Origin of the sequence: Streptomyces sp. NBC_00461 (assembly GCF_036013935.1) — a bacterium.
Lineage (GTDB): Bacteria > Actinomycetota > Actinomycetes > Streptomycetales > Streptomycetaceae > Streptomyces.
In genome coordinates, this window is sequence record NZ_CP107902.1 from 9,435,092 (window position 1) to 9,459,203 (window position 24,112).

The following is a 24,112-nucleotide window of genomic DNA, read 5'->3' on the forward strand; positions in this document are numbered from 1 at the left end:
GGCCCGTTCGAGATCACGTCCCAGGGTGCTGCCATGAGTGGGGGTGCTCCTGAACACGAGAAGGGGCCGGTCCGGAGCGCACGCTCCGGACCGGCGGTGAGGGGTGTCAGCCGGCGGCGGGCACCGGTTCACGGTCCGCCCCGGTCGCCGCCTTCGGGTCAGCCTCCTCGACCGCCTCCGGTTTCGTATCGGGCGTCGGTTCTGCCTGCGGCTCGGCGGTGTGGTCGCCCTCGGGCGCGGAGGTGTATGGGAGGTCCCCACGGAGGACGGCCTTGGCGCGCTCCTCGTCCAGCTGTCCCTCCCACTTGGCCACCGCGAGAGTGGCGACGCCGTTGCCGACCACGCTGGTCAGGGCGCGGGCCTCGGACATGAAGCGGTCGATGCCGAAGATCAGGGCCAGGGCGGCGACGGGCACGTGCGGTACGGCGCTGAGGGTGGCCGCCAGGGCGATGAAGCCGGAGCCGGTGACACCAGCCGCGCCCTTGGAGGTGAGCAGCATGACGGCGAGCATGGACAGCTGCTGGGTGAGGCTGAGGTCGATGCCGAGCGCCTGGGCCAGGAAGACCGAGCCCATGGTCAGGTAGATGGCGGTGCCGTCGAGGTTGAAGGAGTACCCGGCGGGCAGCGTGATCCCCACGACCGGCTTCGAGGCGCCCGCATGCTGGAGCTTGGCCATCATGCGCGGCAGCACCGGCTCGGAGGACGAGGTGCCCAGGACGATCAGCAGCTCCTCCTTGATGTAGCGGAGGAAGGGCAGCAGGCGCAGGCCGTTGACGCGCATGACGGCGCCGAGGACGACCAGGACGAAGAACAGGGCGGTGAGCCAGAAGGAGCCGACCAGCAGGAAGAGGTGACGCAGGGTGTCCAGGCCGTAGTTGCCGATGGTGAAGGCCATGGAGCCGAAGGCGCCGATCGGGGCCAGCCGCATGATCCAGCGGATGAGTGTGAACAGGATCGTGGAGAGCTTCTCGATGCCCTGGGTGATCCCCGCACCCGCCTCGCCGCTGGCGTTCAGGCCGAAGCCGAACAGTACGGAGATGAGCAGCACGGGCAGGATCTCGTGGCCGGTCAGCGCGCTGAGCAGGGTGTCCGGGATCATGGCGAGTATGAACGCGGAGAAGCTCTCGTGGCTCGCGGTCGCCTCCGGCGGCAGTCCCTTGGCCGACAGGGTTGAGGGGTCGACGTGCAGTCCGCTGCCGGGCTGGACGACGTTAACGACGACCAGACCGATCACCATGGCGACGGTCGTCAGGACCTCGAAGTAGATCAGCGCCTTGAGACTGACCCGGCCGACGGCGCGCGCGTTGCCCATGGAGGCGATGCCGTGGACGACGGTACAGAAGATGAGGGGCGCGATCATCATGCGGACCAGCGCGATGAAACCGTCGCCCAGGGGTTTGAGATCGGCTCCGAAGGAGGGCCACAGCCAGCCGACGGCTGCCCCGGCCAGGACGCCGACCAGGCACTGGACGTAGAGCAGGGACAGCAGTCGGCGGATGCGGCTCGGGGGAGCGGTGACGGTACCCGGGGCGGCGTCGTTGCGGCTCATGCGGGGCGTCCTTCCAGGACGGGAACGAGGAGTTCGGCTCGGGCGATGCGGCGGGCGGCGCGGTGCAGCAGCACCGTGGGGGACGCACCGTCGGCTGCGGGGACGGCTCGGGTGGTGATGACTCCGGCCGGGGTGCCCAGGCGCAGCGTCCCGTCGGCGGTCTGCCGGGCGACGCGGTGGGCGAGGGTGCCGGGGATGGCGGCTGCGGTGGCCAGGGCGACGGCCGAGGTGAGACCGATCGCCGGGTGGGGTGCGTGCATGGAGACCATGCGGACGGCCAGGTCGTACTCGTCCTGTTGGACGAGGGTGCCATCGGTGGTGCGGTAGGCGACAGGACGGGCGACCACGCCGGCCTTCGGGACGGCGTGGCTGACGGGGTCGGTCTCCTCGGCCAGTCCCATGGCCAGGGCGGCCTGCCGGCGCAGCACGGTGAGGGCGGGCACCGCCGTGGCGAAGTCGGCGAGGGACTCGCTGCCGTCGAGTCCGAACGCCTTGGCCTCGAACAGCGCCGCCGGGGCGCCGGCGTCGACCAGGGACGCCTCGACGGTGCCCGTGGGCCCGGTCAGTGTGTCCAGGGCGTGGCCGGTAGGCAGGACCCGGCCGGTCGACGTACCAGCAGGGTCCTCGAAGCCGAGGAGCACCGGCACGCCGAGCGCTGCGGTGCCCGGCACCCGGGCCGTCCCGGCATCGGGGGCGGCCCGCCCCGGGGTGGGGATGGTGCCGCTGAGCCGGGCACCGGTGTTGACGTTGAACATCCGCACCCTGGTCGAGTCCGACGTGACCGGCACCAGGCCGTTGTGGACGGCGTACAGGGCGACGGCGGTGGCGCAGTTGCCGCAGTTGCTGGTCCACTCCACCTGCTCGTCGCCGATGCCGACCTGCGCGAAGGCGTACTCGACGTCGACGTCCGGCTTCGTCGAGGTCTGGACGATCGCCGCCTTGGAGGTGGTGGAGGAGGCACCGCCGACGCCGTCGATCTGGCGGGGGTCGGCGGCGTTGTAGGCGGCGAGCAGCAGGGTGTCGGCGTCCACGCCGGTCGCCACCACGTCGTGGTGGTCGAAGATCCAGCACTTGCTGGTACCTCCGCGGATCATCTCGCCCTGCAGACGCAACACAACAGCCTCCTCATGGAAACCCCGACGGCACTTCCGTGCGTGGTGCGATCCACAGTGGGCGCGGACAGCGTGAAGTACAATCTCGGAAATCTGCATGGGTATTAAGCTGGAGTGAATGCTGGAGGTGGCGAGATGCTCGACGTCCGGCGCATCCTGCTCTTCACCGAGGTCGCCCGCCGGGGCTCGGTCACGGCGACCGCACGAGCCCTCAACTACACGCCGTCAGCGGTGTCGCAGCAGGTCAGCCGCCTGGAGGCGGAGGCCGGGCAACCGCTCCTCGAGCGTCATGCGCGGGGCGTCACACTCACGGACGCGGGGCGCGCGCTGGCCGAGCGGGGAGAGCGGATCGAGCGCGAACTGACGGCCGCGGAGAACGAACTCGCCGACTTCGCGGGATTGCGAGCGGGCACGCTCCGGGTCGGAACCTTCCCCACAGTCGGCGCCTCCCTCCTCCCGCGGGCAGTTATCGCCTTCCGTCAGACGCACCCCGACGTGCGGCTGACGGTGCGCAGCGCCCGTATCGCGGGGCTGTGGGCGATGCTGGAGAACCGCGAGATCGAGATGTCCCTGATGTGGGACTACGACTGGAACCGCATCGACCGCGAGGACATCGTCGTCACCTCGCTCGTCGACGACCCTCCGGCACTCCTCGTCGGCAAGGACCACCCCCTCGCCGGGCGCTCTTCGGCCGCTCTCGCCGACTTCGCCGACGACGCCTGGATCACCCGTGCCGACCACCACCCGGTGGCCGAGGCCCTCGCCCGCAGTTGCCGCGCGGCCGGTTTCGAGCCGCAGATCGCCTATGAGGCCCACGACTACCAGGAGGCCCAGGCCATGGTCGCCGCCGGCATCGGTGTCGCCCTCGCCCCCACCCTGGCCCTGGAGGGTATCCGGGGAGGCGTCAGCGTCCTGCCGCTCCTGCCTCCCGCCCCGGTGCGCCGCATCCTCCTGGTACGCATGAGCGACCACGCCCTGACTCCGGCCGCCGAGGCCTTCGCGGGCTTCCTGCGTGACAGCGCGGCGGTCGCCGGGGTTCGATGAAACTCCGACTGCTTCAGCGATCCGCATGGCGTTGTCCCTCATCGGGCGGTTGGTTCATCTGTGTCGGCTCAGGCTGTTCGTGACACTGAGCAACCATGCGCGGATGCCGTCGGGGTCAAGGGAGTGTGCTGCGACGCAGTCGGCCGACACTGAGTCGGCACGCTGTCGCACCCGTGCTGATTCCGTGCTGACTTCGGCGGCCGGGATCATGGAAAACCGCAGGTCCTAGCCCCGATCGAATGGGTTGTCGTACCACTCGATGGTGGTTCCGATGAGGCTGGCGGCGACGATGCGCTTGAGGTTGGCGGATGTCGGGGGAGCGGATGCTGCTGAGGCCATGTGCGCCACTTCCTCGTGTGCGGTGGGGACGGGTACGTGTCCGGACACCGTAGAAACGCGCACGTCGAGCGCACATGTGGCGGGGCACCATACTTCGGGGGGTGGCTATGCGTGCGGCCACCATGCCCGCTAAGGAGCCCGATGGCCGTCACAGCATCACGTGCTTGACCTGTGTGTAGTCGAGCAGGCCGGTGAGGGAGAGGTCGCTGCCGTGGCCGGAGTGGCGTACGCCGCCATGGGGCCTACGGCATCCGCCTCATGCTGCGCGATGCCACGGTCACGCTCGACATGGCGCTCGCCGCCGTCTGGCGCCATGTGTCCGCGGCGCTCGGCCTGCCGGACACGATCCCGACGGACTGAGTCACCGTCAGAGATGCTCAGTCCACCGGGAGTTGGGTGGGTCAGCGGACCGGGAAACCGAAGGAGTATCCCTGCTGCTTCAGTGACGGCAGGATCTCGCGCAGGGCGGCCACGGTCTGGGAGCGGTCCCCGCCGGCGTCGTGGAAGAGGATCGTCGGACCGTTGGACAGCTCGTTCTTGACGGTGGCGACGATGGCTTCGGTGCCGGGGCGCTCGAAGTCCTTGGAGTCCACGTTCCATCCCAGCGGGCGCATGCCCTGCGAGGCGGCGAGGTGCCTGCTGTAGGGCGTGAAGGCACCGCCCGGGGCCCGGTAGTACATCGGCCGGACGCCCCCGGAGGCCTTGGTGATCATGCCGGCGGCGTCCAGGATCTCCTTGGACTGGTAGGAGTTGGCCTTCTTGTCCATGGTGGTGTCGTGCGACACCGTGTGGTCGCACAGCCGGTGCCCCGCCGCCACCACGGCCTTGACCAGGTCCGGGTGCGCCTGGGCCTGCGTGCCGACCATGCAGAAGGTGGCCTTCACGCCGTAGTCCTTCAGCACCTGCAGGACCTGGGGCGTCCAGACCGGGTCCGGTCCGTCGTCGATCGTGATGTTGACTCCGCGGGCGCCCTTGTCCGAGGCGTGGGCGATGGTCACGGACACCGGGGCCCGGCCGGGACCCGCAGCCCCCGTGGACGGGTGTGCCGCGGCTCCCGCGTGCGCCCCGCCGATGGGGCCGGCCTGCGCCGTCCATACCGAAGTGGCCGCCGCCACCGCCGTCACCCCGACCGCCGCCGCGAGTACCCGGCCGTGCCATCCCCGCCCGCCATGCCGCGCCATGTCCGCCCTGTTTCCTGTCGTCCCGGTGGTTCTTGTGCACCTGTCAGGACGGCGAAGAGGTGCCGCAGGATCCGTCTGTTACGGATCACGGACAATTCCGCGTGGCTACCGAGACGCAACTCAATCGGAGAGCCGGTTTTCGAACGTACGGGCTTGAAGGGGGCCTTCGGCGTCCGCACGGTCGCCGTCGCCTCCGGGCCGGCCGTCGGCCGGCCGCCTGCCACCGTCAACGGGCCTTGCGCGTAACGGAGTTCCTCTGCCTCCCTCTCCGCCAGCGGTGCTTCACCGGCCGGCTCGCCCGGTCCCCGCCGCTGAGGTCAGGCCGCCGGTTGGATCAGCCCGGATTCGTAGGCGAAGGCGACCGCCTGGACGCGGGCGCGGGCGCCGATCTTGGCGAGGATGTGGCTGACGTGGGACTTGACGGTGGTCGGGGCGATGGAGAGCCGAACGGCGATCTCGGTGTTGGACCAGCCGGCGGCGACGGCCGCGAGGACGTCGCGTTCGCGTTCGGTGAGGGTGTCCAGGCCGACCTCCAGGCGGAGGGGGAGGGAGGCCGCCTGTTCGTCGCGGACGGTGTCGATGAGTGCGCGGGTCAGCGCGGGAGTGATCACGGCGTCACCGGCGGCCACGACGCGGATGGCCGCGATCAGTTCGTCCGGGGCCGCGTCCGTGAGAAGGAAGCCGCCGGCCCCGGCGCGCAGAGCGGCGTAGGCGTGCCCCTCGTGACGGGTCGAGGTCAGCACCAGGACGCGGGGAGGCGGTCCACCGGCCGGGACGGAGCCGCTGGCCGGGGCGAGACGCGGGGGCCGTGCGATACGGCGGATCGCCTCGATGTCGTCGGTTTCGGCGAGCCGGATGTCCATCAGTACGACGTCCGGACGGAGCGCGGCACTCATGCCGACCGCCTCGGCACCGCTCACCGCCTCTCCGACGACGCTCAGATCGGGCTCGACGGCCAGCAGCATCCGCAGGCCGACACGCTGCAGGGACTGGTCGTTGACGATGAGTACGGAGACCATGTCCGTCCTTCCTCACCCTCTAAACGAAACTGTTTCGTTCACTTGATGGCCACCGTAGTCCCGCGCCTATCGAAACGACATCGTTCTCCTTATGGTGTGGGTCACATCTCGCGACGGAGATCGCATCTCGCGACGAACGTGAACGCGCGGTCTTGCCGCGCTGCCGTCACCGCTCGCGGTGCTCGTGCGCCGCCCGCTCCAGTTCCTCCGCCTCGGCCTCCGCGAGCCGCTGTTCGGCCTCCACGTCGATGGAGCGGGTCAGCAGCCAGTAGAGCGCCGCGGCGACCGGCAGTCCGACGAACAGGGAGATGTCGGCTCCGCCGAGCGCGTCGGCCACGGGGCCGGTGTAGAGGGTGCCGACGGAGAAGAAGGGGATCATGACGCCGAATCCCACCAGGTAGGCGATGATGCCGTGCCAGCCCCAACGCCCGTAGATTCCCCGCGGGTTGAAGATCTCGGCGATGGCGTAGTGCCCGCGACGCACGACGTAGTAGTCCATGAGGTTCACCGCGGTCCACGGGATGAACAGATAGAGCACCAGCAGCAGGAAGTTGTTGAAGTTCTCCAGGAAGTTGGAGGTCGCGGCCAGCGCGCCGACCAGGGAGAGCGCCGCAGTGAGCCCGATGGTCACCAGCCGCACGCCGAGCGTCGGCCGTACCCGCCTGATCGAGTCGATGGCACTGATCAGGGTCAGCGAACCGCCGTACATGTTCAGTGCCGTGACGGAGACCAGGCCCAGGACGGCGAAGAGCAGCACGATCGCGCCGAACCCGCTGAACACCTTGTCGCCGGCCGCGTTGATGGACTTGACCGTCTCGAAGTCCTTGCCCGCCCAGGCCGCGAGCAGCGAGCCGAGGACCATCAGCCAGATGCCGCCGAGGGCCGAGCCGAAGTAGGTCCAGTAGAAGGTCTTGCGGACCGTCACGCCCGGCGGGAGGTAGCGCGAGTAGTCGGAGACGTAGATGGCCCAACTGATCTGGTAGCCGGCCACCACCCCGAACTGTGCCAGGAACGGTGTGGCCTTGAAGGCGCCGAGGTCGAAGGAGCCCGCCGGGTAGTGCAGCGTGACCAGGACGCCCACGGTGAAGAGCCCGAAGACGACCAGGAAGGAGTACGTCAGGAACTGCTCGGCCTTGTGGATGACGTCGTAGCCCACCAGCGCGATGACGAGGGCGACCACGGTGACCACGGCAACCCACAGCTTGACGCCGCCGTGAACCGTGGTGTGCATCGCCTCACCGGCGAGGATGGTGTTGAAGACGTTGAAGCCCGCGTACTGCACATAGGCGAACAGCCACACCAGCAGGGCGCCGACGTAGCCGAACTGGGGCCGCGACTGGATCATCTGCGGCAGCCCGAGCTGCGGTCCCTGCGCCGAGTGGAAGGCCATGAAGAAGGTGCCGAGGACGGTGCCCGCCACGATCGCGATGAGCGACCAGACGAGGTTGCCGCCCTCGGTGATGCTGATCAGGCCCACGGCGAGGGTGGCGATCTGCGCGTTCGACATGAACCACAGGGGCCCCAGGTGCCAGAGCTTGCCGTGGCGCTCGTCCAGGGGGACGTAGTCGATGGACCGGATCTCCAGACCCGACACCCGCGGTTGTGATGATGTGGTCACGGCGCCTCCAGAGCGCTGATCCGCCCCTGTGGCCGCATTCATGCCCCACGAACGCCCGGTCAAGTGGTCACATTGCCGACCCTTGACCGGACGTTTCGCCGACGTCAGACCGCCGGGCTCGGGAACGTCGGGTACTCCACCCCGGAGACGTGCTGGACGACGCGGATGACCTGGCAGGAGTAGCCGAACTCGTTGTCGTACCAGAGGTAGAGGATGGCGTTGTCGCCGTCGACCTTGGTGGCGCCCGCGTCGACGATCGAGGCGTGACGCGAGCCGATGAAGTCGCTGGAGACCGCGTCCGGTGCGGTGGTGAAGTCGATCTGGCGCTTGAGCGGCGAGGTCAGCGACACGTTGCGGAGGTAGTCGAGGACCTCCTCGCGGTCGGTCTCACGGCCCAGCCGCAGGCTGAGGATCGCGATCGAGACGTCCGGCACCGGGACACGGATCGAGCTGCCGGTGATGGGTGCCTTCAGGTCGGGCAGCGCCTTGGCCACCGCGGACGCGGCACCGGTCTCGGTGATGACCATGTTCAGCGGCGCGGAACGGCCGCGGCGGTCAGCCTTGTGGTAATTGTCCAGCAGGTTCTGGTCGTTGGTGAACGAGTGGACGGTCTCCACGTGGCCGCGCTGCACACCGAACTCGTCCGCCATCGCCTTCAGCGGCGGCACGATCGCGTTGGTGGTGCAGGACGCGCAGGACAGGATCTGCTCGTCCGGCTTGATGGTGTCGTGGTTGACGCCGTGCACGATGTTCGGGACGTCGCCCTTGCCGGGCGCGGTCAGCACGACCTTGTCGATACCGGGGCGCAGATGCTGCGAAAGGCCCTCACGGTCGCGCCACTTGCCGGTGTTGTCGATCAGGATGGCGTTCCTGATGCCGTACGCCGTGTAGTCGACCTCGGAAGGGTCGTTCGCGTAGATCACCTTGATCGCGTTGCCGTTGGCGAAGATCGTGCCGCTTTCCTCGTCCACGGTGATGGTGCCCTGGAACTGCCCGTGGATGGAGTCACGGCGCAGCAGCGAGGCGCGCTTGATGATGTCCTGGTCGCCGCCGCCGCGTACCACGATCGCGCGCAGCCGCAGGCCGTTGCCGGAACCGGCCTTCTCGATCAGCAGGCGGGCCACCAGGCGGCCGATACGTCCGAAGCCGTAGAGGACGACGTCGCGTCCCTCGCCGCCCTCGATCTTGTTCGCCCCCGTGGCGCCCGCGACGGCCTCCGCGGTGAACTCCTCCACGGACAGACCGCGGTCGTCGCTCGTGTACGTCGCCGCGAGCATGCCGATGTCGATCTGCGACGGCCCGAGGTCGAGCGCGGTGAGCGCCTGCAGGAACGGCAGGGTGTCGACGACCGACAGCTCCTCGCCCGCGATCTGCCGGGCGAACCGGTGGGTCTTGAGGATGCTGACCACCGACTTGTTCACCAAGGAGCGGCTGTGCAGCAGGACGGTGACGTCCCGCTCGCGGTGCAGCTTCCCGATGATCGGGATCATCGACTCCGCGATCTCCTCGCGGGTCTTCCAGTTGGTGAACGAGTCGTCGTTGACAGTCACAGATCCATCTTTCGAGCTAGGCGGCGCTCATATGTTAAACCCAGTTTGATCGATCGTTTGAGCGGGGTTCGTCACACGCGTCCGTACGCGCGTCCTGCACGCGCCGGTGCCCGCAATCGAGACGATCCCGCCCCCCGTCCGTACCTGACGGGCATGGGGCACGCCCGCCCCGCGACGCCACCGCACCGATCGAGGGACGTACACCATGAACGCAACCGCAGCCATCGGCGTGACCGGCCTGGGCGTGATGGGCCGCAATCTGGCGCGGAACTTCGCCCGCAACGGCTACACCGTCGCCGTCCACAACCGCACGGCGGGCCGCACGCGCGCGCTCATGGAGGTGTACGGCGACGAGGGCACCTTCGTCCCCGCCGAGACGCCCGAGGAGTTCGTGGCCGCCCTCGTCCGCCCCCGCCGCCTGATGATCATGGTGCAGGCGGGTGCGGCCACCGACGCGGTCATCGACGAGTTCGCCCCGCTGCTGGAGCCCGGCGACATGATCATCGACGGCGGCAACGCCCACTTCGCCGACACCCGCCGCCGTGAGGCCGCCCTGCGCGAGCGCGGCCTGCACTTCGTCGGCACCGGAGTCTCCGGCGGCGAGGAGGGCGCGCTGGAGGGCCCGTCCATCATGGTCGGCGGCTCGGCGGAGTCGTACGACGTCCTCGGCCCCATGTTCGAGACCATCAGCGCGAAGGTCGGCGGCGAGCCGTGCGCCGCCCACATCGGCAGCGACGGCGCCGGGCACTTCGTCAAGATGGTCCACAACGGCATCGAGTACGCCGACATGCAGCTCATCGCGGAGGCGTACGACCTGCTGCGCCAGGTCGCCGGCTACACACCGGCCGAGATCGCCGAGGTGTTCCGCCACTGGAACCAGGGCCGCCTCGGCTCCTACCTGATCGAGATCACCGCCGAGGTGCTGGCCCACACCGACCCGGACACCGGGGCCCCCTTCGTCGACGTCGTCCAGGACGCCGCGGGACAGAAGGGCACCGGCCGCTGGACCGTGCAGACCGCCCTGGACCTGGCCTCCCCGGTCACCGCCATCGCCCAGGCCACCTTCGCCCGCGCCGCCTCCGGCCAGCACGACCTGCGCGCCGCCTACGCGGGCCTGCCCGGCGGCACCCGCTCCCCGCTCAGCCGCACCGAGGCCGACCGCTTCACCTCACAGGTCGAGCACGCCCTGTACGCCTCGAAGGTCATCGCCTACGACCAGGGCTGGAAGATGATCCAGGACGCGGCCGCCGAATACGGCTGGAAGATCGACCTCGGCACGGTCGCCCGGATCTGGCGCGGCGGCTGCATCATCCGCGCCTCCTTCCTCGACCGCATTCGCGCCGCCTACGCCGCCGACCGCGAGCTGGTGAGCCTGCTCGGCGAGATGGAGTTCGCGATGGAGATCACCGACGCTCAGGTCCCCTGGCGGGAGATCATCGCCTCCGCCGCCCGCCGGGGCATCCCCGTCCCCGCCTTCTCCGCCGCGCTCGCCCACTACGACACCCTGCGCGCCGAGCGCCTGCCCGCCGCCCTCCTCCAGGGCCAGCGCGACTACTTCGGCGCCCACACCTACCGGCGCACCGACCGCCCCGGCGCCTTCCACACCCACTGGGCCGCACCGAACCGGCCCGAAACGACCGCCTGACCCGCACCGGACCGGCCCGAAACGACGGCCTGGCCGCCCCGTCCGGACGGGCGCCGGGCCGTGACCAACTCCGCCGACGCCTCGTTTCCGACAGCATGATCCACATCAAGCGCGGACTCGTCACGGCCGCCGTCGCACTCACCGGCCTCGCGGGCCTGGTCGCTCCCACCGCCCACGCGACCGACAACGTCCCCTGTCACGGCACCACCAAGAGGGACCTCACCGACCCCGGCACCGGGCGCGTGTGGCCGGGGACGGACGTCAAGTTCTGCAACCTCACCCGCGGCCAAGTGCCGGTGTACGCCACCCGTTCGCCGGGCGCCGGGGTCGTCGGATACCTCGAACAGGGCGGCGCCGCCAACTGGTTCGTCACCGAGATGAAGGGCCAGACCTTCCGGGACGGTTCCTCGGAGAACTACTGGTGGGCCAGCACCAAGGCGGACAACGGTCGTTGGGGCTGGGTCCCCGAGGTCTACTTCGCGGGCGGCGACAACAACGAGGACGACGCCGGCCTGCTGATGCCCGGCAACTACACCTGCGCCAACGTCTGCCCGCCGCTGCCGTTCTGGGCGCGCTGAGCGGGCGGTCCGGAAGGCCGGGCGGGCCGCTTGCCCAGGTTGCGCCAGGCGATGCCGCCCAGCACCGGCGCCATGAGCATCAGCAGGAGCCAGACGGGCTTCGGCAGGTGGCGCACGCGTGAGTCCGGCGTCCTGGCGCAGTCCACGAGGGCGTGCAGACACAGCACGACCACCACGGCGTACAGGGGGAAGAGGACGAGGGCGGTCATGGGTCGGGTTCCTTCCTGACGGTCCCGGTGCCCGCACGGCACCGGGATCCTGCTTGTTCACCCCTTCATCGGCCGAGGCCGCCCGGCCGGTTCACGCGGACGGCACCCGTTCCCGCCGACCACGCTGGGCGAGCCGTCCGGCAGCCGGCGCCGCGCCGGCCCCGGTGGCCCTTGACGGCTTGACGGCTTGACGGCTTGACGGCTTGACCAGCGCGGACCAGGCTTCAGGCCTTGGCGGAACGCACCTGGACAGATAGGTCGACGATGGCAGAGTCCCCGGACACCCCCGGCAAGAGAGCCACGGGGCGACAGCTCCAGGTGGAGACGCACGGCCTCGACGTCATCGCCGACGCCGAGCGCAAGGGCACTCCGCGGACCCTGTTCTGGCCCTGGTTCGGCGCCAACGTCTCCGTCCTTGGGCTGAGTTACGGCTCCTTCGCGCTCGGCTTCGGGATCTCCTTCTGGCAGGCGCTGGCCGCGGGCGTCATCGGTATCGTCTTCTCGTTCCTGCTCTGCGGCTTCGTCGCGGTGGCCGGCAAGCGCGGCTCCGCGCCGACCATGGTCCTCAGCCGGGCCGCGTACGGCGTGCGCGGCAACCGCCTTCCCTCGGTGGTCTCCTGGGTCCTCACCGTCGGCTGGGAGACCGTGCTGTGCGCGCTCGCCACCATGGCCACCGCCACCGTCTTCGGCCGGCTCGGCTGGGGCGGCGGCACCGGGACCCAGGTCGTCGCCCTGATCCTGGTCGGCGCCCTCACCGTCGTCGGCGGAGTGATGGGCTTCGACCTCATCATGCGGCTGCAGACCGTGATCACCGTGGTGACCGGCGTCCTGACCGTCGTGTACATCGCGCTCGTCGCCGACCACATCCACTGGGGCACCGTCAGCGCCCTCCCGGCGGGCTCCGCCCAGGAGTTCATCGGAGCCCTGGTGTTCATGATGACCGGCTTCGGTCTGGGCTGGGTCAACGCCGCCGCCGACTACTCCCGCTATCTGCCCCGTAGTTCGTCCGGCCGGGGCGTGATCGGCTGGACCACCTTCGGCGCGTCCGTGGCACCGCTGCTCCTGCTGGTCTTCGGACTGCTGCTGGCGGGCTCCTCCAGCAAGCTCAACACGGCAGTCGCCGCCGACCCGATCGGCGCGCTCACGACCATCCTGCCCACCTGGTTCCTGGTCCCGTTCGCCGTCGTCGCGGTGCTCGGCCTGGTCGGCGGCGCGGTCCTCGACATCTACTCCTCCGGCCTCGCCCTGCTCTCCGCGGGCCTGCGCATCCCCCGCTACCTGGCCGCCTTCGTCGACGGCGTCCTGATGATCGCGGGCTCGATCTACATCGTCTTCTTCGCCGACGACTTCCTCGGCCAGTTCATGGGTTTCCTGACCACCCTTGGCGTCCCCATCGCCGCCTGGTGCGGCATCATGCTCGCCGACCTGGTCCTGCGCCGTCGTGACTACGACGAGGGCGACCTCTACCGCCCCACCGGCCGCTACGGCGACGTGGCGGTCACGCCTGTGCTGCTAACCCTCGCCGCCACGGCCCTCGGGTGGGGCCTGGTCACCAACTCGGCCGCAGGCTGGCTGGACTGGCAGGGCTACCTCCTCGACCCCTTCGGCCTCGGTGGCAGGTCCGGCGCCTGGGCCTACGCCAACCTCGGCGTCCTCGGCGCGCTCGCACTCGGCTTCCTCGGCACCCTCGCCCTGAGCCGCACCCGCGTCCACGCACAGGAGGCGCAGGCCGCGAGCCCATCGGACGCGGGAGCGGTCGCATGACGACCGGCCTGCTCGCCGTCATCGACATGCAGCGCGTCTTTGCCGAGCCCGACAGCCCCTGGGCCACTCCGCGCTTCGCCCAGGCCGCGGCAGGAGTACGACGCCTGCTGCCGGCGTACGCAGAACGAGTCGCCTTCACCCGCTTCCTGGCCCCGGCCGAACCCGACGGCGCCTGGCGGGCCTACTACGAACAGTGGCCCTTCGCCCTCCAGCCGCCCGACGCCCGACTCTGGGAACTGGCCGACGAGTTCACCGACCGCGCCCAACACGTCGTCGACGCGGCCACCTTCGGCAAGTGGACCCCCGAACTCGCCCGGCATGTAGGCCCCGAGCGCCGCCTGGTCCTGGCCGGCGTCAGCACCGACTGCTGCGTCCTGTCCACCGCGCTCGCCGCCGCCGACGCCGGAGTCGAGGTGCTGGTCGCCGCCGACGCATGCGCCGGCGCGGACGACGACTCGCACGCCAAGGCCCTGCACGTGATGAACCTGTACCGCCCCCTGATCCGCGTGACCACGGTCGCCGAACTACTGGACGGGCCGAGTCCACCGTCGTCGAGGATCCCCTGATCCCCTGATCCCCTGATCCCTTGATCCCCTGATCCCTTGATCTCCTGAGGCGATTCACCAGGTGACTTCTCTCGGTTACCTCCCCCGGTGATTCCTCACGGAGAGGAGGAATGGGCCCGTCCGGATCGGGTACGCGAGCAGAACCGCGCCCGGGACCGATCTTGTCCCGGCCGGCCCGTACGACCGCCGCTACCAGGGGATCCGCCATGGAGATACCTGCCAACGACCACACCGTCACCCCGGCTCGGCAGGCGCTGGACGCGCTGGCCGTGAACACCGAGGACATTCAGGCGCTGGACACGCTCGCCGGCAGCGAGGTGCTGGTTCCCGTGCCCGACGACGCGAACCAGGAGGATGCCAGGGACCCCGGCGCCGTGGCGCTGCCGGTGCTGGAGCAGCCGGACGGCGACCCGGTGGTGCCCGTGTTCACCTCCGAGGGGGAGATGGCCGGGATGCTGCCGTTCGTCTCCCGTTACCGCCTGGTGCCGCTGGGCGCGCTCGCCTCGCAGTGGCCTGCCGACGATCTGTCGCTCACCATCGACGCCGGATCCGAGCATCCGCTTACGCTCACCTCGGAGGGCGTGCGGACCCTGCTGGCCCGGCCCTGACGCGGCAGCCGAGCCCGGGAAAGGGGGCGGGTGGTGGCCTCCCGCTCCCGCACCCCGGATCCCACACGGCCCGGAACACAGCGGATTCCGGCATTTATGTCGCGTAGGCAGCCCGGCGCCTTTGGACCGCAGCGGTCCCGGTCCCGATCTCGGTCCTGGCCCGGCCGTGCGCAGTACCGTGATCGTATGGAACAGCGCATCACACTGATCACGCTGGGAGTCTCCGATCTCGCGCGCGCCAAGGCCTTCTACGAGGCCCTGGGCTGGCGCGGACAGGAAGTCGAGGAGACCGTCTTCTTCCAGGCGGGCGGGCTGGGGCTGGTGCTGTGGAGCCGTGACGCGCTCGCCCGGGACTGTGGTCTGGAGCCCGCTCCGGCGAGTGGTTTCGGCGGGATCGTCCTCGCGCACAACGTCCGGTCCGAGGCAGAGGTCGACGCTCTGCTGGCGGCCGTGCGGCGGGCCGGCGGGACCATCACCAAGCCCGCGGCCACCAACGCCATCGGCTTCTACTCCAGCGCCTTCGTCGATCCGGACGGCCATGCCTGGGAGATCGCCCACAACCCCGGATTCCCCCTCGCCGAGGACGGCTCGGTCACTCTCCCCGACTTCGGCAACCCGTAGCCGCGGGCGTCGCGCCGCAGGGTGACGTAGCGGCATCGTGCCGCGCGTTCCTCCAACTCCGGCTGACTGCAAGGAAGTTGGACGTGGCATCAGGCGACGGTCGGCGCACCGTCTCGCCCCTTCGCGCCGTACGCACGCAGCCCGCCCTCCAACAGGGCGAAGCCGCGCTCGGCCAGCCGGTGGACGTCGGTCGCGAGCCGGGACGGTTCACCGTCGGAGTCGTCGGAGAGGACGTGCTGCCGGACGTGGGCGATCAGGGCCCGGTGGACCCCGAAGAGGGCGTCCGCCGCGACCCGGGCGCAATGGATCCGCCGAACGCCGCAAGGGACGACGGAACTCACGATCAAACAGGCGAGTGGAGACCGATGAACGACCGCACCTACCTCAAACCGCCCTGGATGCAACGGCACGTCGGGAACCGTCTGGCGCCGCTGTTCGGGAGGTCCCTCGTGTCCCGGCTCTCGGTGCGCGGCCGCCGCAGCGGGCAGTGGCGCACCGTGCCCGTCGCCGTCCTGGAGCACGAGGGCGAGCGCTACCTCGTCTCCTACCGCGGCCTGAGCGACTGGGCACTGAACCTGCGCACCTCGCCCGACTGCCGGCTGACCGTCCGAGGCCGCGCCGAGGATCTCACCGCGGAGGAGGTGCCCGAGGCCGACCGTCCGCCCCTGATGACGGCCTATAGGGAGAAGTACGGCACCATGCCCACGGTCTCCGCGGTCCTGACCGCGCTGCCCGACCCTGCCGACCATCCGGTCTTCCGCCTCCGCGGCCGACGCTGATCACCCCACCCCGAAGCGGTTCACAATGGCCGCATGGAATGGATCTCCGGCGTGGCGGGCGGGCTGCTCCTGGCGGTCCTGTTCGTCAACGTACTGCGCACCCTCGTGGTGCCCCGCGGTCTCTACTCGGTCCTGGTGTTCCGGCTGTGGTGGCTGCTGCGCCGACTACTGCGGCTCGCGGCACCGCGCGGCGGCTACGACGCCATCGACCGCGCGCAGACCTGGCTCGCCCCGCTGATCCTGATCGGCATGCTCGCGACCTGGCTCGGCGGAGCACTGGTGGGCTACGGGCTGCTCTTCCACGCCGTGCCCGGGCTCGCCTGGGGCAACTCCTTCCGGGAAGCGGGCTCCAGCCTGCTCACCCTCGGCTTCGCCAGCGGCGACAGGCTGCGCCTGTCCGCACTCGACTTCCTCGCCGCGGCCACCGGGCCCGTCCTCATCGCCCTGCAGATCGCCTACCTGCCCACCCTGTACGCCGCCTACAACCGCCGCGAGCTGGAGGTGACCCTGCTGCAGTCACGGGCCGGTGAGCCCGCCTGGGGCCCTGAGATCCTGGCCAGGCAGTGGCTGGTCGACACCGAGTCCGCGCTGCCCGAGCTGTACCGGGCCTGGGAGCGGCTGGCCTCCGACATGGGGGAGAGCCACTCGACGTATCCCGTCCTCATCGCGTTTCGCTCGCCTCGTCCGTACCGCCACTGGCTGGTCGGCCTGGTCGCCGTCATGGACGCGGCGGCCATGCAGCTCGCGCTCACCCCGCACACCGCCCCGCCGGAGGCGCGCCTCGTGCTGCGGGCCGGCTTCATCGCGCTGCGCGACATCGCCCGCGCCCTGCGCCTGCCCTTCGACCCCGACCCCGCCCCGGACGCACCCATCCGGCTCACCTGCGCCGAGTTCGACGAGGCGGTCGCGATGCTGGAGGCGGCGGGCTTCGGCGCCGACCGCACCACCCTTCAGGCATGGCCGCACTTCCACGGCTGGCGGGTCAACTACGAGGCGATCGCCTACGAACTCTGCCGCCGCTGCGACGCGGTACCCGCCCTGTGGACCGGCCCACGCGACTTCGCCTCGACTCCGATTCCGCCGCGCAGACCGGCCGACCGGCGACCTGGCGAAGGGCGTGCGGGGCTGCCGCCGGGGAGCGGGTGAGGGGAGAGCGGCGGGGTGTGCGGCGTCATGCCGTCGTGGCCGGGACCGGGTGGGGGAAGGTGACGCCGGTCAGTTCCTCCGAGAGGGTCCACAAGCGGCGGGCGGCCGCCGGGTCGCTGGCTGCCTGCGAGCGGCCGACCAGGGTCGGGGCGCCGCGCATCTCGCCGAGGCCGTCCGGACCGACGTAGCTCGCGCCGGGCAGGTCCTGGACGGCGGCGTACAGCGTGGGCAGTGCGCCCGCCTTGCTGTCCTGGGCCACGAAGCGGTTGGTCATCTGCATGAGAGCACGCCGCAGCGCACTGCCGTCGTGGCTCTGAAGGCTGGTCGCGGCGTACCCCGGGTGCGCCGCGAGGGCACGTACGGACGAGCCCGACTCGGCGAGGCGGCGCTGGAGTTCGAGAGTGAAGAGCAGGTTGGCCAGCTTGGACTGGCTGTACGCCTTCATGGGCGCGTACTCGCCGGTGAGGTTGAGGTTGTCGAAGTGGATCCGTGGGCTGCCCGGGAACTTGTGCGCGCCGGACGCCACCGTCACCACCCGGTCGGTGACATGGTGCAGCAGCAGGTTCGTCAGGGCGAAGTGGCCCAGGTGATTCGTGCCGAACTGCGTCTCGAAGCCGTCCTTCGTGGCGGACTCCGGGATGTTCATGATGCCGGCGTTGTTGACGAGCAGATCCAGGTCGCCCTGCCAGCCCGCGGCGAACTCGCGCACGGAGGTGAGATCGGCGAGGTCGAGCCTGCGCACCTCCACGCTCCCGTTCACCCGCGCGGCCGCGGCCTCGCCGCGCTTGGGGTCCCGTACGGCGAGCACCACATGCGCGCCCGCACCGGCCAGTGCCTCGACGGTCGCGATGCCGAGCCCGCTGTTGGCGCCGGTCACGACCGCGGTGCGGCCGGTCTGGTCAGCGATGTCGGTGATGTTCCACTTGCTGGGTTGAGTAGCCATGACCGCTAATGTAGGCGGCGCCAACAATGCTGTCAATGACAACAATGGTGACGCTGTCAACAATGTGGGCGGCATAAACATGACCGATACACTGACGCCCATGCACACCCGCACTCGCCGCTACCACCACGGAGATCTCCGTGCCGCCCTGCTCACCCGTGCCGAGGAGACGCTCCGGGAGAAGGGGCCGGCCGCGCTGTCGCTGCGTGAACTCGCCCGCGACCTCGGCGTCAGCCATGCCGCGCCGAGCCGTCACTTCAAGGACAAGCAGGCACTGCTGGACGCGCTGGCGCTGACCGGGTTCGAGCGGCTGACCGCTGTCCTGGAAGCGTCACAGGACGGTGCCGGAGAGACGTTCGCCAAGCGGCTGGACGCGATGGTCCGCACGTATGTGGGCTTCGCAAGGGACAACGCCGAACTGCTCGACCTGATGTACTCGATCAAGCACGACCCGGCAGCCTCCGATGCGCTGGTGGAGGCCACGCACCGCTGGTCCGACCTGGTCGTCCGGCTGATCGGCGACGGGCAGGTCCGGGGAGAGGTGCGGGAGGGGCCGGTGGAGCGCGTCGGCCTCCCGGTGTTCGCTGCCCTCCATGGCTACGCCGACCTCGCGGCCACCGGCATGCTGCCCTCGGAGGTGGACGAGCACGGGCTGGACGAGGTGATCGCGTTCATGCTCCGAGGGTGTGTGCCTCGGGACGTCCTGTAACCCGCCGCGAGGAGCTGGACGATCTCGTCCCCCGGCACCGCCTGGGGGCCGCCCTCGTCGGCCGTCCGTACGCGAGGGCGGAGTGCGTGGTCCCGGAGGGCGGGAAGTGCGGTACGTCGGCCCTAACGACCCGGCGAATCCTGGGGCGCGGGCCGGTCGCCCAGCAGCCGGGCCAGCACCTCACGCTGCAGCGGCAGCGCCTCGGCGTGCAGGTCGCGGCCCTTGCCGGTCAGGGCGACCCACACGCCGCGCCGGTCCTCCACGCAGACGGAACGCTCCACCAGGCCGTCCTTCTCCAGTCGGCCGATGAGCCGGGATAGTGCGCTCTGGCTGAGATGGACCCGTCCCGCGAGGTTCTGCACCCGGCAGTGGTCACCCGCGGCGGGCGTCTCGGACGCCAGGATGTCGAGCACCTCGAAGTCGCTCGCGCCCAGGCCGTGCGGGTGCAGGGCTCGGTCGATCTCGCACATCGTGCGCGCGTGGACGGAGAGGATGTCCCGCCACACGTCCTCCAGCCGTCCATCTGCCGTCGTCGCTGCCATACCCGCACGGTAACACCGAAACAAGCGTTTATTGAGCATGCAATCAATGCGGGTGCATGCGGATTGAGGGCCGGAGGCGCCGGACGTGGCGTCAGGCGGAGGGATCCTGGAGCAGTCCGACGAGGTTGCCGTCCGCGTCCTTGACGAAGGCGATCAGCCTCCCGCCACCGACGTCCTGCACGTCCTGCAGCATCTCGGCGCCGGCGTCGACCAGTGCGGCGAGCCGCCCCCGGATGTCGGAGACGTGCCAGTACGGCACCGGGCCGGTCATGCCCTTCGCGTGCCCGTTGGGGTCGAGGCCGACGTCCTGGCCGGCGTCCTTGAAGCCGACGTAGTACGGCTCGTCGGCGTACGGCTCCACCTCCAGCAGGGCGCTGAACAGGGCCTTCGCTCGGGCGATGTCCTTGACGGGGTAGATGATCGTCTTGAGGCCAGCGGTCATGGCGTGCTCCTCGGCAGTGGGTGAACCGGCGGATTTCGTCGGTGGTTTCACGCTAGGGCCCAAGGGCGGGGCATGGCTTCTTCGATCCTGACCGGTTGCGCACGATCGGGCGTCCGTCACCCGCAGTCGGCAGCAGGTAGCCGAATCTGTCCGCGCTGCCGTACCGGTACGGGGAAGGTCGGCGCGGTCCCGAGAGCGCGCTGCCGGCGATGGCGCGGTTCAGTCATCGCTGAGCCAGAAAGTGAGGTGCCGGGTGCGGGGGAGCGGCCTGGCTCCCGCCCGTGTTCCTGGAGGTGGGGCCGCACAGCCCTGTGCCGGATGGGCCGTACGTTCCCGGACAAGGGCGGTCGAATGCCCTACGCGGCGGTGCGGGCTGCGGGACAGTGTGAAGACGCGGTATGTGGTGGTCCGTCCGGAGAGGGGGACGACGTGTTGAGGACTTCCGTCAGTGAGAAGCGGCTGGTCATCCTGGAGTGGCTGAAGGATCCGGTCGTGCATTTTCCGCCGCAGCCGCACGGTGACCCCGTCGAGGACGGCGTCACCGCGGACGCCGTGGCCGCCAGGCTCGGCGTGCCCCGGGCGGTCGCCACCACTCATCTCGACCTGCTCGCGGACGTCGGCCTGCTGCAGACCCGCAGGATCCGGTGGCGCACCTACTACCGGCGGGACGAGGTGCGGATCGCCGAGGTCGCGCGCATGTTCGAGAAGGGTTGGTAGGCGGCGACAGGGCGAGAGGAACCGACGCATGCTCGGCTCCCGGAGTCTGCGGCCTCACCTCACTCGGAACGCATGGATGACGGCCCCTGCCCGCGGCCCGTCGGGTCCTGGGCGGTCGGGTCCGCCGGGTCGGGAGGCTCGTCGAGGTGCCCGAGCCACTCGCACAGGATCCGGCCCAGCAGCGCACCACCGAAGACCACGAATCCGACACCGACGAGCCACGACTCCACCACCACAACCGTGCCGACAGGGCCGTAACTGATCGCGTTGGTGACCAGGAGCGGGGTGAACACCAGATACGAGAATCCGCGCAGGCCCACCAGACCCGCCATCGTGGCGAGCGCACCCGGCAGCAGATACCGCCAGGGCACCTGGCGGTGGAGCAGGAAGTGCGGCCCCCACCAGAAGAACAGCAGGCCGACCCCCATGCTGAGCAGGATGCGGGGCGGGCCCTCCAGCACCTTCCGGGTCTGCACCTGGGCGTACAGGTACACCATCAGCATGGTCAGCCAGACCGCCTGCCGCCAGATCCGGTGCCACGGCACGGAGGCCGCCTTCCAGATGCGCTCGTAGCCGTTCTGCACGCTCGAGGCGAAGGACATGCCGAACAGCGCGAGCAGCGCCACGCTCAGCACGCTGGTGGTGCTGATCACCTTGCGGGTCGGGCCGAAGACATGCGCGAGCGCGTCCGCGGACCGGCCGGACAGGGCCATGCCGTCCACCAGCCACAGCGCGAACCCGCCGTGCCCCAGCGGATCCGCGGCCGCGACCACGATCAGCAGCGGCGCCAGCGTGACCAGGGCGAGCGTCGCGAACCCCATGGACCGGTGCATCAACTCCAGCTCCGTACCGCGCCGGTGCAGCTCGGCGAACCCCAGACGGTGCCAGGCGGCCAGCCGCGACATGGGGACCACCCCTTCCTCCGGTCCGGAGCCACCGGTGGTGGTGTGCTGAGTGGCCAGGAACACATCCCCATAAACCTGATCGGGTGACGCGGCACCCGGCGGGCACCCCTACACATGCCAGCATGAACTGTCCCGACCTCAACGAGGAGGTTTTCATGGACCGTCCCAGTGAAATGGACCGTGCCAGTGAACTGGTCCCGCTCCGATACGTCGCCATCGGCGGCCGCGGCCCCGAGGACGTCGTCGCAGACGCTCGCGGCCGGGTGCTGACCGGAGTGGAGGACGGCCGCATCCTGCGTATCGACGGACTGGCGGAGCCCGCGACCCCCCGTGTCGAGGTGCTCGCCGAAACGGGCGGCCGCCCGCTCGGACTCGAACTCCTCCCGGACGACGCCCTGTTGGTGTGCGATGCCGAACTCGGCCTGCTGCGCGTCGACCTCGATGAGGGTGTCGTCCGCATTCTCGCCGACTCGGTGGCGGGGGAGCGGCTCAGTTTCTGCAGCAACGTGGTCGCCCTGTCCGACGGAAGCGTCTGTTTCACCGTCTCCAGCCGCCGCTACCCCCTGAACCAGTGGATCGGCGACCTCGTCGAACACACCGGAACCGGCCGTCTGCTGCGCCTCGCCCCCGGCAGCGAGCAGCCCGAAGTCCTGCTGGAGGGGCTTCAGTTCGCCAACGGCCTCGCCCCGAGCGCCGACGAGTCCTTCCTGGTCGTCGCCGAGACCGGAGCCTGCCGGCTGACCCGCTACTGGCTCACCGGAGCCAAGGCGGGGCGCAGCGAACCCTTCGCCGAGAACCTCCCCGGTATGCCCGACAACCTCTGGCGGGCACCCGACGGCCCGATCTGGGTGTCCCTGGCAGGCCCTCGCGTCCCCCCGCTCGACCTGCTGCACCGCGCCGCTTCCGCCGTCCGCGGCGCCGCCGCCCGCATCGCCGTCCGCGCCCCCTTCCGCCCGACGGGCACCGTCGGTGCCCTCGCGTTCGACGACCAGGGCGCCATCGTCCACCATCTCGCCCGCCGCCGCTCCGGCTATCGCATGGTGACCAGCGTCTGCGAGGCCGCGGGGCACCTGGTCCTGGGCAGCCTGTGGGAGCGGGGCGTCGCGGTCTGCGAGCGGCCCGTCCCGAAGTGACCCGGGTCCGGCCCGGGCGATACCCTGTTGCCCGGCCGCGACCACGACTCGCGGCGCCCGAACCGCGGCAGTGCCGCCGCCAACGGTCCCTACTTGCGAAGGAGCGGCGCCCGCATGTCCCGGGCCCCGGCGAGTAGGAGACGTACGACCATGACAGCCCCGGAAGCCGAGAGCGTCCGCGCCCGACCCCGCACCGAGCGACCGCCCGCCTGGCGCGCCCAGGCGCCCGTCGTCGCGGTGGTCGCGCTCGGCGGGGCCCTCGGCGCGACGGCCCGCTACGCGTTCTCGCTGTGGTGGCCCATCCAGGCCGGCGGATTCCCCTGGGCGACCTTCTGGACCAACGTCGTCGGCTGTGCCGTCATCGGCGTGTTCATGGTGGTCATCTCCGACGTGTGGGCCGCCCACCGGCTCGTACGCCCCTTCTTCGGCACCGGTGTGCTCGGCGGCTTCACTACTTTCTCCACCTACGCCGTCGACATCCAGAAGCTGGTCGACGCCGGTCATCCCCGCACCGCACTGGCCTACCTCGCCGCGACCCTGCTCGCGGCGCTCGCGGCGGTGTGGCTCGCGGTGATCGCGACCCGCCGCGTCCTGAAGTGGAGGCAGCCGTGACGAGGCTGACAGGCAGCGCCCTGCGTGTGACCGTCTTCATCGGCGAGAACGACACCTGGCACCACAAGCCGCTCTACTCCGAGATCGTCCACCGAGCGCACGCGGCCGGCCTCGCCGGCGCGAGCGTCTTCCGCGGCATCGAGGGCTTCGGAGCCTCCTCCCTGATTCACACCTCGCGGCTGCTGTCGCTGAGCGAGGACCTGCCCGTCGCGATCGTCATCGTCGACTCCCAGGAGCGGGTGCGCGCCTTCCTCCCGCAGCTCGACGAGCTCGTCGGCGAGGGCCTGGTGATCCTCGACGACTGCGAGGTCATCAGGTACGTCGGCCGCGAGGACAGCTCCGGCGAAACGCACGCGAAGGGTAAGAAGTCGTTGTGAACTGGCTGTTGGTCGTGGCGGGAGCCGTGGTCGGTGCCCCCCTGCGCTACCTCACCGACCGCGCGGTGCAGTCGCGGCACGACGCGGTCTTCCCCTGGGGCACCTTCCTGGTGAACGTCTCCGGCTGCCTGATCCTCGGCCTGCTGACCGGTGCGGTGGCCGAGGGGGCCGCCGGTTCGCACATCCAGCTGCTGATCGGCACCGGCCTGTGCGGGGCCCTGACGACATACTCGACCTTCTCGTACGAGACCCTCAGGCTGACCGAGACCGGGGCGGGGCTCTACGCTGCCGCCAACGTCGTCGGAAGCGTGGCGGCGGGCCTTGGCGCGGCATTTGTCGGGGTGTCGGTAGCCCAGGCCCTGTGGGGTAAGTGACCGGCTCCCTCACGCGCGTAGTAAGACTGT

27 protein-coding genes are annotated in these 24,112 nt (G+C 70.2%); 15 read left to right on the forward strand and 12 right to left on the reverse strand.

What is annotated here, in order from left to right:
* Positions 1-106 precede the first annotated feature (106 nt).
* Together dctA and OG870_RS43635 are read right to left on the reverse strand one after the other, a co-directional pair.
* A complete protein-coding gene (dctA, locus tag OG870_RS43630) occupies positions 107-1,549 on the reverse strand; it encodes a C4-dicarboxylate transporter DctA (RefSeq protein WP_266526163.1) in 1,443 nt (480 codons plus the stop codon).
* Entirely contained in the window at positions 1,546-2,664 is a 1,119-nt protein-coding gene (locus OG870_RS43635) for a PrpF domain-containing protein (RefSeq protein WP_327692099.1), read from the reverse strand. The genes dctA and OG870_RS43635 overlap by 4 nt, the downstream gene beginning before the upstream one ends.
* Positions 2,665-2,796: 132 nt before the next feature.
* Here OG870_RS43635 and OG870_RS43640 point away from each other — a divergent pair, with 132 nt between their 5' ends.
* Positions 2,797-3,705 carry a LysR family transcriptional regulator gene (locus tag OG870_RS43640; RefSeq protein WP_266526159.1) on the forward strand — a complete coding sequence of 303 codons (909 nt, stop codon included), beginning with the start codon at positions 2,797-2,799 and terminating at the stop codon, positions 3,703-3,705.
* 740 nt (positions 3,706-4,445) lie between these two features.
* Here the strand turns inward: OG870_RS43640 and OG870_RS43645 are convergent.
* From OG870_RS43645 to OG870_RS43660, 4 genes are all read right to left on the reverse strand, one after another.
* The gene (locus OG870_RS43645; RefSeq protein ID WP_266923106.1) at positions 4,446-5,225 is read right to left on the reverse strand and encodes a polysaccharide deacetylase family protein; all 780 of its coding nucleotides are present in this window, start codon (positions 5,223-5,225) and stop codon (positions 4,446-4,448) included.
* A 317-nt stretch (positions 5,226-5,542) separates the two neighbouring features.
* Positions 5,543-6,244 carry a LuxR C-terminal-related transcriptional regulator gene (locus tag OG870_RS43650; RefSeq protein ID WP_266587405.1) on the reverse strand — a complete coding sequence of 234 codons (702 nt, stop codon included), beginning with the start codon at positions 6,242-6,244 and terminating at the stop codon, positions 5,543-5,545.
* Positions 6,245-6,410: 166 nt separating this feature from the next.
* Complete coding sequence (locus OG870_RS43655) at positions 6,411-7,862, reverse strand: purine-cytosine permease family protein (protein ID WP_266841846.1); 1,452 nt, start codon at positions 7,860-7,862, stop codon at positions 6,411-6,413.
* Between the two features lie 104 nt (positions 7,863-7,966).
* Positions 7,967-9,412 (reverse strand): glyceraldehyde-3-phosphate dehydrogenase, encoded by a 1,446-nt coding sequence (locus OG870_RS43660; RefSeq protein WP_266587409.1) that lies wholly within the window; start codon positions 9,410-9,412, stop codon positions 7,967-7,969.
* A 205-nt stretch (positions 9,413-9,617) separates the two neighbouring features.
* On the opposite strand from OG870_RS43660, the gene gndA reads away from it, so the two are divergent.
* Together gndA and OG870_RS43670 are read left to right on the forward strand one after the other, a co-directional pair.
* Complete coding sequence (gene gndA / locus OG870_RS43665) at positions 9,618-11,057, forward strand: NADP-dependent phosphogluconate dehydrogenase (RefSeq protein WP_266526149.1); 1,440 nt, start codon at positions 9,618-9,620, stop codon at positions 11,055-11,057.
* A gap of 95 nt (positions 11,058-11,152) precedes the next feature.
* The gene (locus OG870_RS43670) at positions 11,153-11,635 is read left to right on the forward strand and encodes a hypothetical protein (protein ID WP_266526147.1); all 483 of its coding nucleotides are present in this window, start codon (positions 11,153-11,155) and stop codon (positions 11,633-11,635) included.
* Here the strand turns inward: OG870_RS43670 and OG870_RS43675 are convergent.
* On the reverse strand, positions 11,587-11,844 hold the full coding sequence (locus OG870_RS43675; RefSeq protein ID WP_266526145.1) for a PLDc N-terminal domain-containing protein: 258 nt from the start codon (positions 11,842-11,844) through the stop codon (positions 11,587-11,589). The two genes, OG870_RS43670 and OG870_RS43675, sit on opposite strands and share 49 nt — an antisense overlap.
* A 264-nt stretch (positions 11,845-12,108) precedes the next feature.
* On the opposite strand from OG870_RS43675, the gene OG870_RS43680 reads away from it, so the two are divergent.
* From OG870_RS43680 to OG870_RS43695, 4 genes are all read left to right on the forward strand, one after another.
* Entirely contained in the window at positions 12,109-13,608 is a 1,500-nt protein-coding gene (locus OG870_RS43680; RefSeq protein WP_266587411.1) for a purine-cytosine permease family protein, read from the forward strand.
* Positions 13,605-14,174 carry a cysteine hydrolase family protein gene (locus OG870_RS43685; RefSeq protein WP_266587413.1) on the forward strand — a complete coding sequence of 190 codons (570 nt, stop codon included), beginning with the start codon at positions 13,605-13,607 and terminating at the stop codon, positions 14,172-14,174. The genes OG870_RS43680 and OG870_RS43685 overlap by 4 nt, the downstream gene beginning before the upstream one ends.
* Before the next feature lie 206 nt (positions 14,175-14,380).
* The gene (locus tag OG870_RS43690; protein ID WP_266526139.1) at positions 14,381-14,782 is read left to right on the forward strand and encodes an SseB family protein; all 402 of its coding nucleotides are present in this window, start codon (positions 14,381-14,383) and stop codon (positions 14,780-14,782) included.
* Positions 14,783-14,968: 186 nt separating this feature from the next.
* Positions 14,969-15,403, forward strand: coding sequence for a VOC family protein (locus OG870_RS43695; RefSeq protein ID WP_266526137.1), 435 nt, complete (start codon positions 14,969-14,971; stop codon positions 15,401-15,403).
* Between the two features lie 89 nt (positions 15,404-15,492).
* Here the strand turns inward: OG870_RS43695 and OG870_RS43700 are convergent, their stop codons facing one another.
* A complete protein-coding gene (locus tag OG870_RS43700; protein WP_266526135.1) occupies positions 15,493-15,744 on the reverse strand; it encodes a hypothetical protein in 252 nt (83 codons plus the stop codon).
* Positions 15,745-15,768: 24 nt separating this feature from the next.
* Here OG870_RS43700 and OG870_RS43705 point away from each other — a divergent pair, with 24 nt between their 5' ends.
* Together OG870_RS43705 and OG870_RS43710 are read left to right on the forward strand one after the other, a co-directional pair.
* A complete protein-coding gene (locus OG870_RS43705; protein WP_266526133.1) occupies positions 15,769-16,182 on the forward strand; it encodes a nitroreductase family deazaflavin-dependent oxidoreductase in 414 nt (137 codons plus the stop codon).
* Between the two features lie 33 nt (positions 16,183-16,215).
* The gene (locus OG870_RS43710; protein ID WP_266526131.1) at positions 16,216-17,328 is read left to right on the forward strand and encodes a hypothetical protein; all 1,113 of its coding nucleotides are present in this window, start codon (positions 16,216-16,218) and stop codon (positions 17,326-17,328) included.
* 25 nt (positions 17,329-17,353) lie between these two features.
* Here OG870_RS43710 and OG870_RS43715 read toward each other — a convergent pair whose 3' ends face one another.
* Positions 17,354-18,271 carry an oxidoreductase gene (locus OG870_RS43715; protein ID WP_266526129.1) on the reverse strand — a complete coding sequence of 306 codons (918 nt, stop codon included), beginning with the start codon at positions 18,269-18,271 and terminating at the stop codon, positions 17,354-17,356.
* A gap of 100 nt (positions 18,272-18,371) precedes the next feature.
* Between OG870_RS43715 and OG870_RS43720 the strand changes: the two genes are divergently transcribed.
* A complete protein-coding gene (locus OG870_RS43720) occupies positions 18,372-18,980 on the forward strand; it encodes a TetR/AcrR family transcriptional regulator (protein WP_266526127.1) in 609 nt (202 codons plus the stop codon).
* 122 nt (positions 18,981-19,102) lie between these two features.
* Here the strand turns inward: OG870_RS43720 and OG870_RS43725 are convergent, their stop codons facing one another.
* Together OG870_RS43725 and OG870_RS43730 are read right to left on the reverse strand one after the other, a co-directional pair.
* The gene (locus OG870_RS43725; RefSeq protein ID WP_266587416.1) at positions 19,103-19,522 is read right to left on the reverse strand and encodes a MarR family winged helix-turn-helix transcriptional regulator; all 420 of its coding nucleotides are present in this window, start codon (positions 19,520-19,522) and stop codon (positions 19,103-19,105) included.
* 91 nt (positions 19,523-19,613) lie between these two features.
* Positions 19,614-19,964, reverse strand: coding sequence for a VOC family protein (locus tag OG870_RS43730; RefSeq protein ID WP_266587418.1), 351 nt, complete (start codon positions 19,962-19,964; stop codon positions 19,614-19,616).
* A 429-nt stretch (positions 19,965-20,393) separates the two neighbouring features.
* Here OG870_RS43730 and OG870_RS43735 point away from each other — a divergent pair, with 429 nt between their 5' ends.
* Entirely contained in the window at positions 20,394-20,681 is a 288-nt protein-coding gene (locus OG870_RS43735; protein ID WP_266526123.1) for an ArsR/SmtB family transcription factor, read from the forward strand.
* Positions 20,682-20,740: 59 nt separating this feature from the next.
* Here the strand turns inward: OG870_RS43735 and OG870_RS43740 are convergent, their stop codons facing one another.
* On the reverse strand, positions 20,741-21,586 hold the full coding sequence (locus OG870_RS43740; protein ID WP_266526121.1) for a ribonuclease BN: 846 nt from the start codon (positions 21,584-21,586) through the stop codon (positions 20,741-20,743).
* Between the two features lie 173 nt (positions 21,587-21,759).
* Between OG870_RS43740 and OG870_RS43745 the strand changes: the two genes are divergently transcribed.
* The 4 genes from OG870_RS43745 to crcB (OG870_RS43760) all read left to right on the forward strand — a co-directional run bounded on the left by OG870_RS43745 (position 21,760) and on the right by crcB (OG870_RS43760) (position 24,082).
* Complete coding sequence (locus OG870_RS43745; RefSeq protein WP_266588595.1) at positions 21,760-22,719, forward strand: SMP-30/gluconolactonase/LRE family protein; 960 nt, start codon at positions 21,760-21,762, stop codon at positions 22,717-22,719.
* 150 nt (positions 22,720-22,869) lie between these two features.
* Positions 22,870-23,331 (forward strand): fluoride efflux transporter CrcB, encoded by a 462-nt coding sequence (crcB, locus tag OG870_RS43750; RefSeq protein ID WP_266587420.1) that lies wholly within the window; start codon positions 22,870-22,872, stop codon positions 23,329-23,331.
* Positions 23,328-23,708 (forward strand): DUF190 domain-containing protein, encoded by a 381-nt coding sequence (locus OG870_RS43755; RefSeq protein WP_266526117.1) that lies wholly within the window; start codon positions 23,328-23,330, stop codon positions 23,706-23,708. The genes crcB (OG870_RS43750) and OG870_RS43755 overlap by 4 nt, the downstream gene beginning before the upstream one ends.
* Positions 23,705-24,082: a fluoride efflux transporter CrcB gene (gene crcB / locus OG870_RS43760; protein ID WP_266526115.1), complete on the forward strand. Its 378-nt coding sequence runs from the start codon at positions 23,705-23,707 to the stop codon at positions 24,080-24,082. Before OG870_RS43755 ends, crcB (OG870_RS43760) begins: the two co-directional genes overlap by 4 nt.
* Positions 24,083-24,112 lie beyond the last annotated feature (30 nt).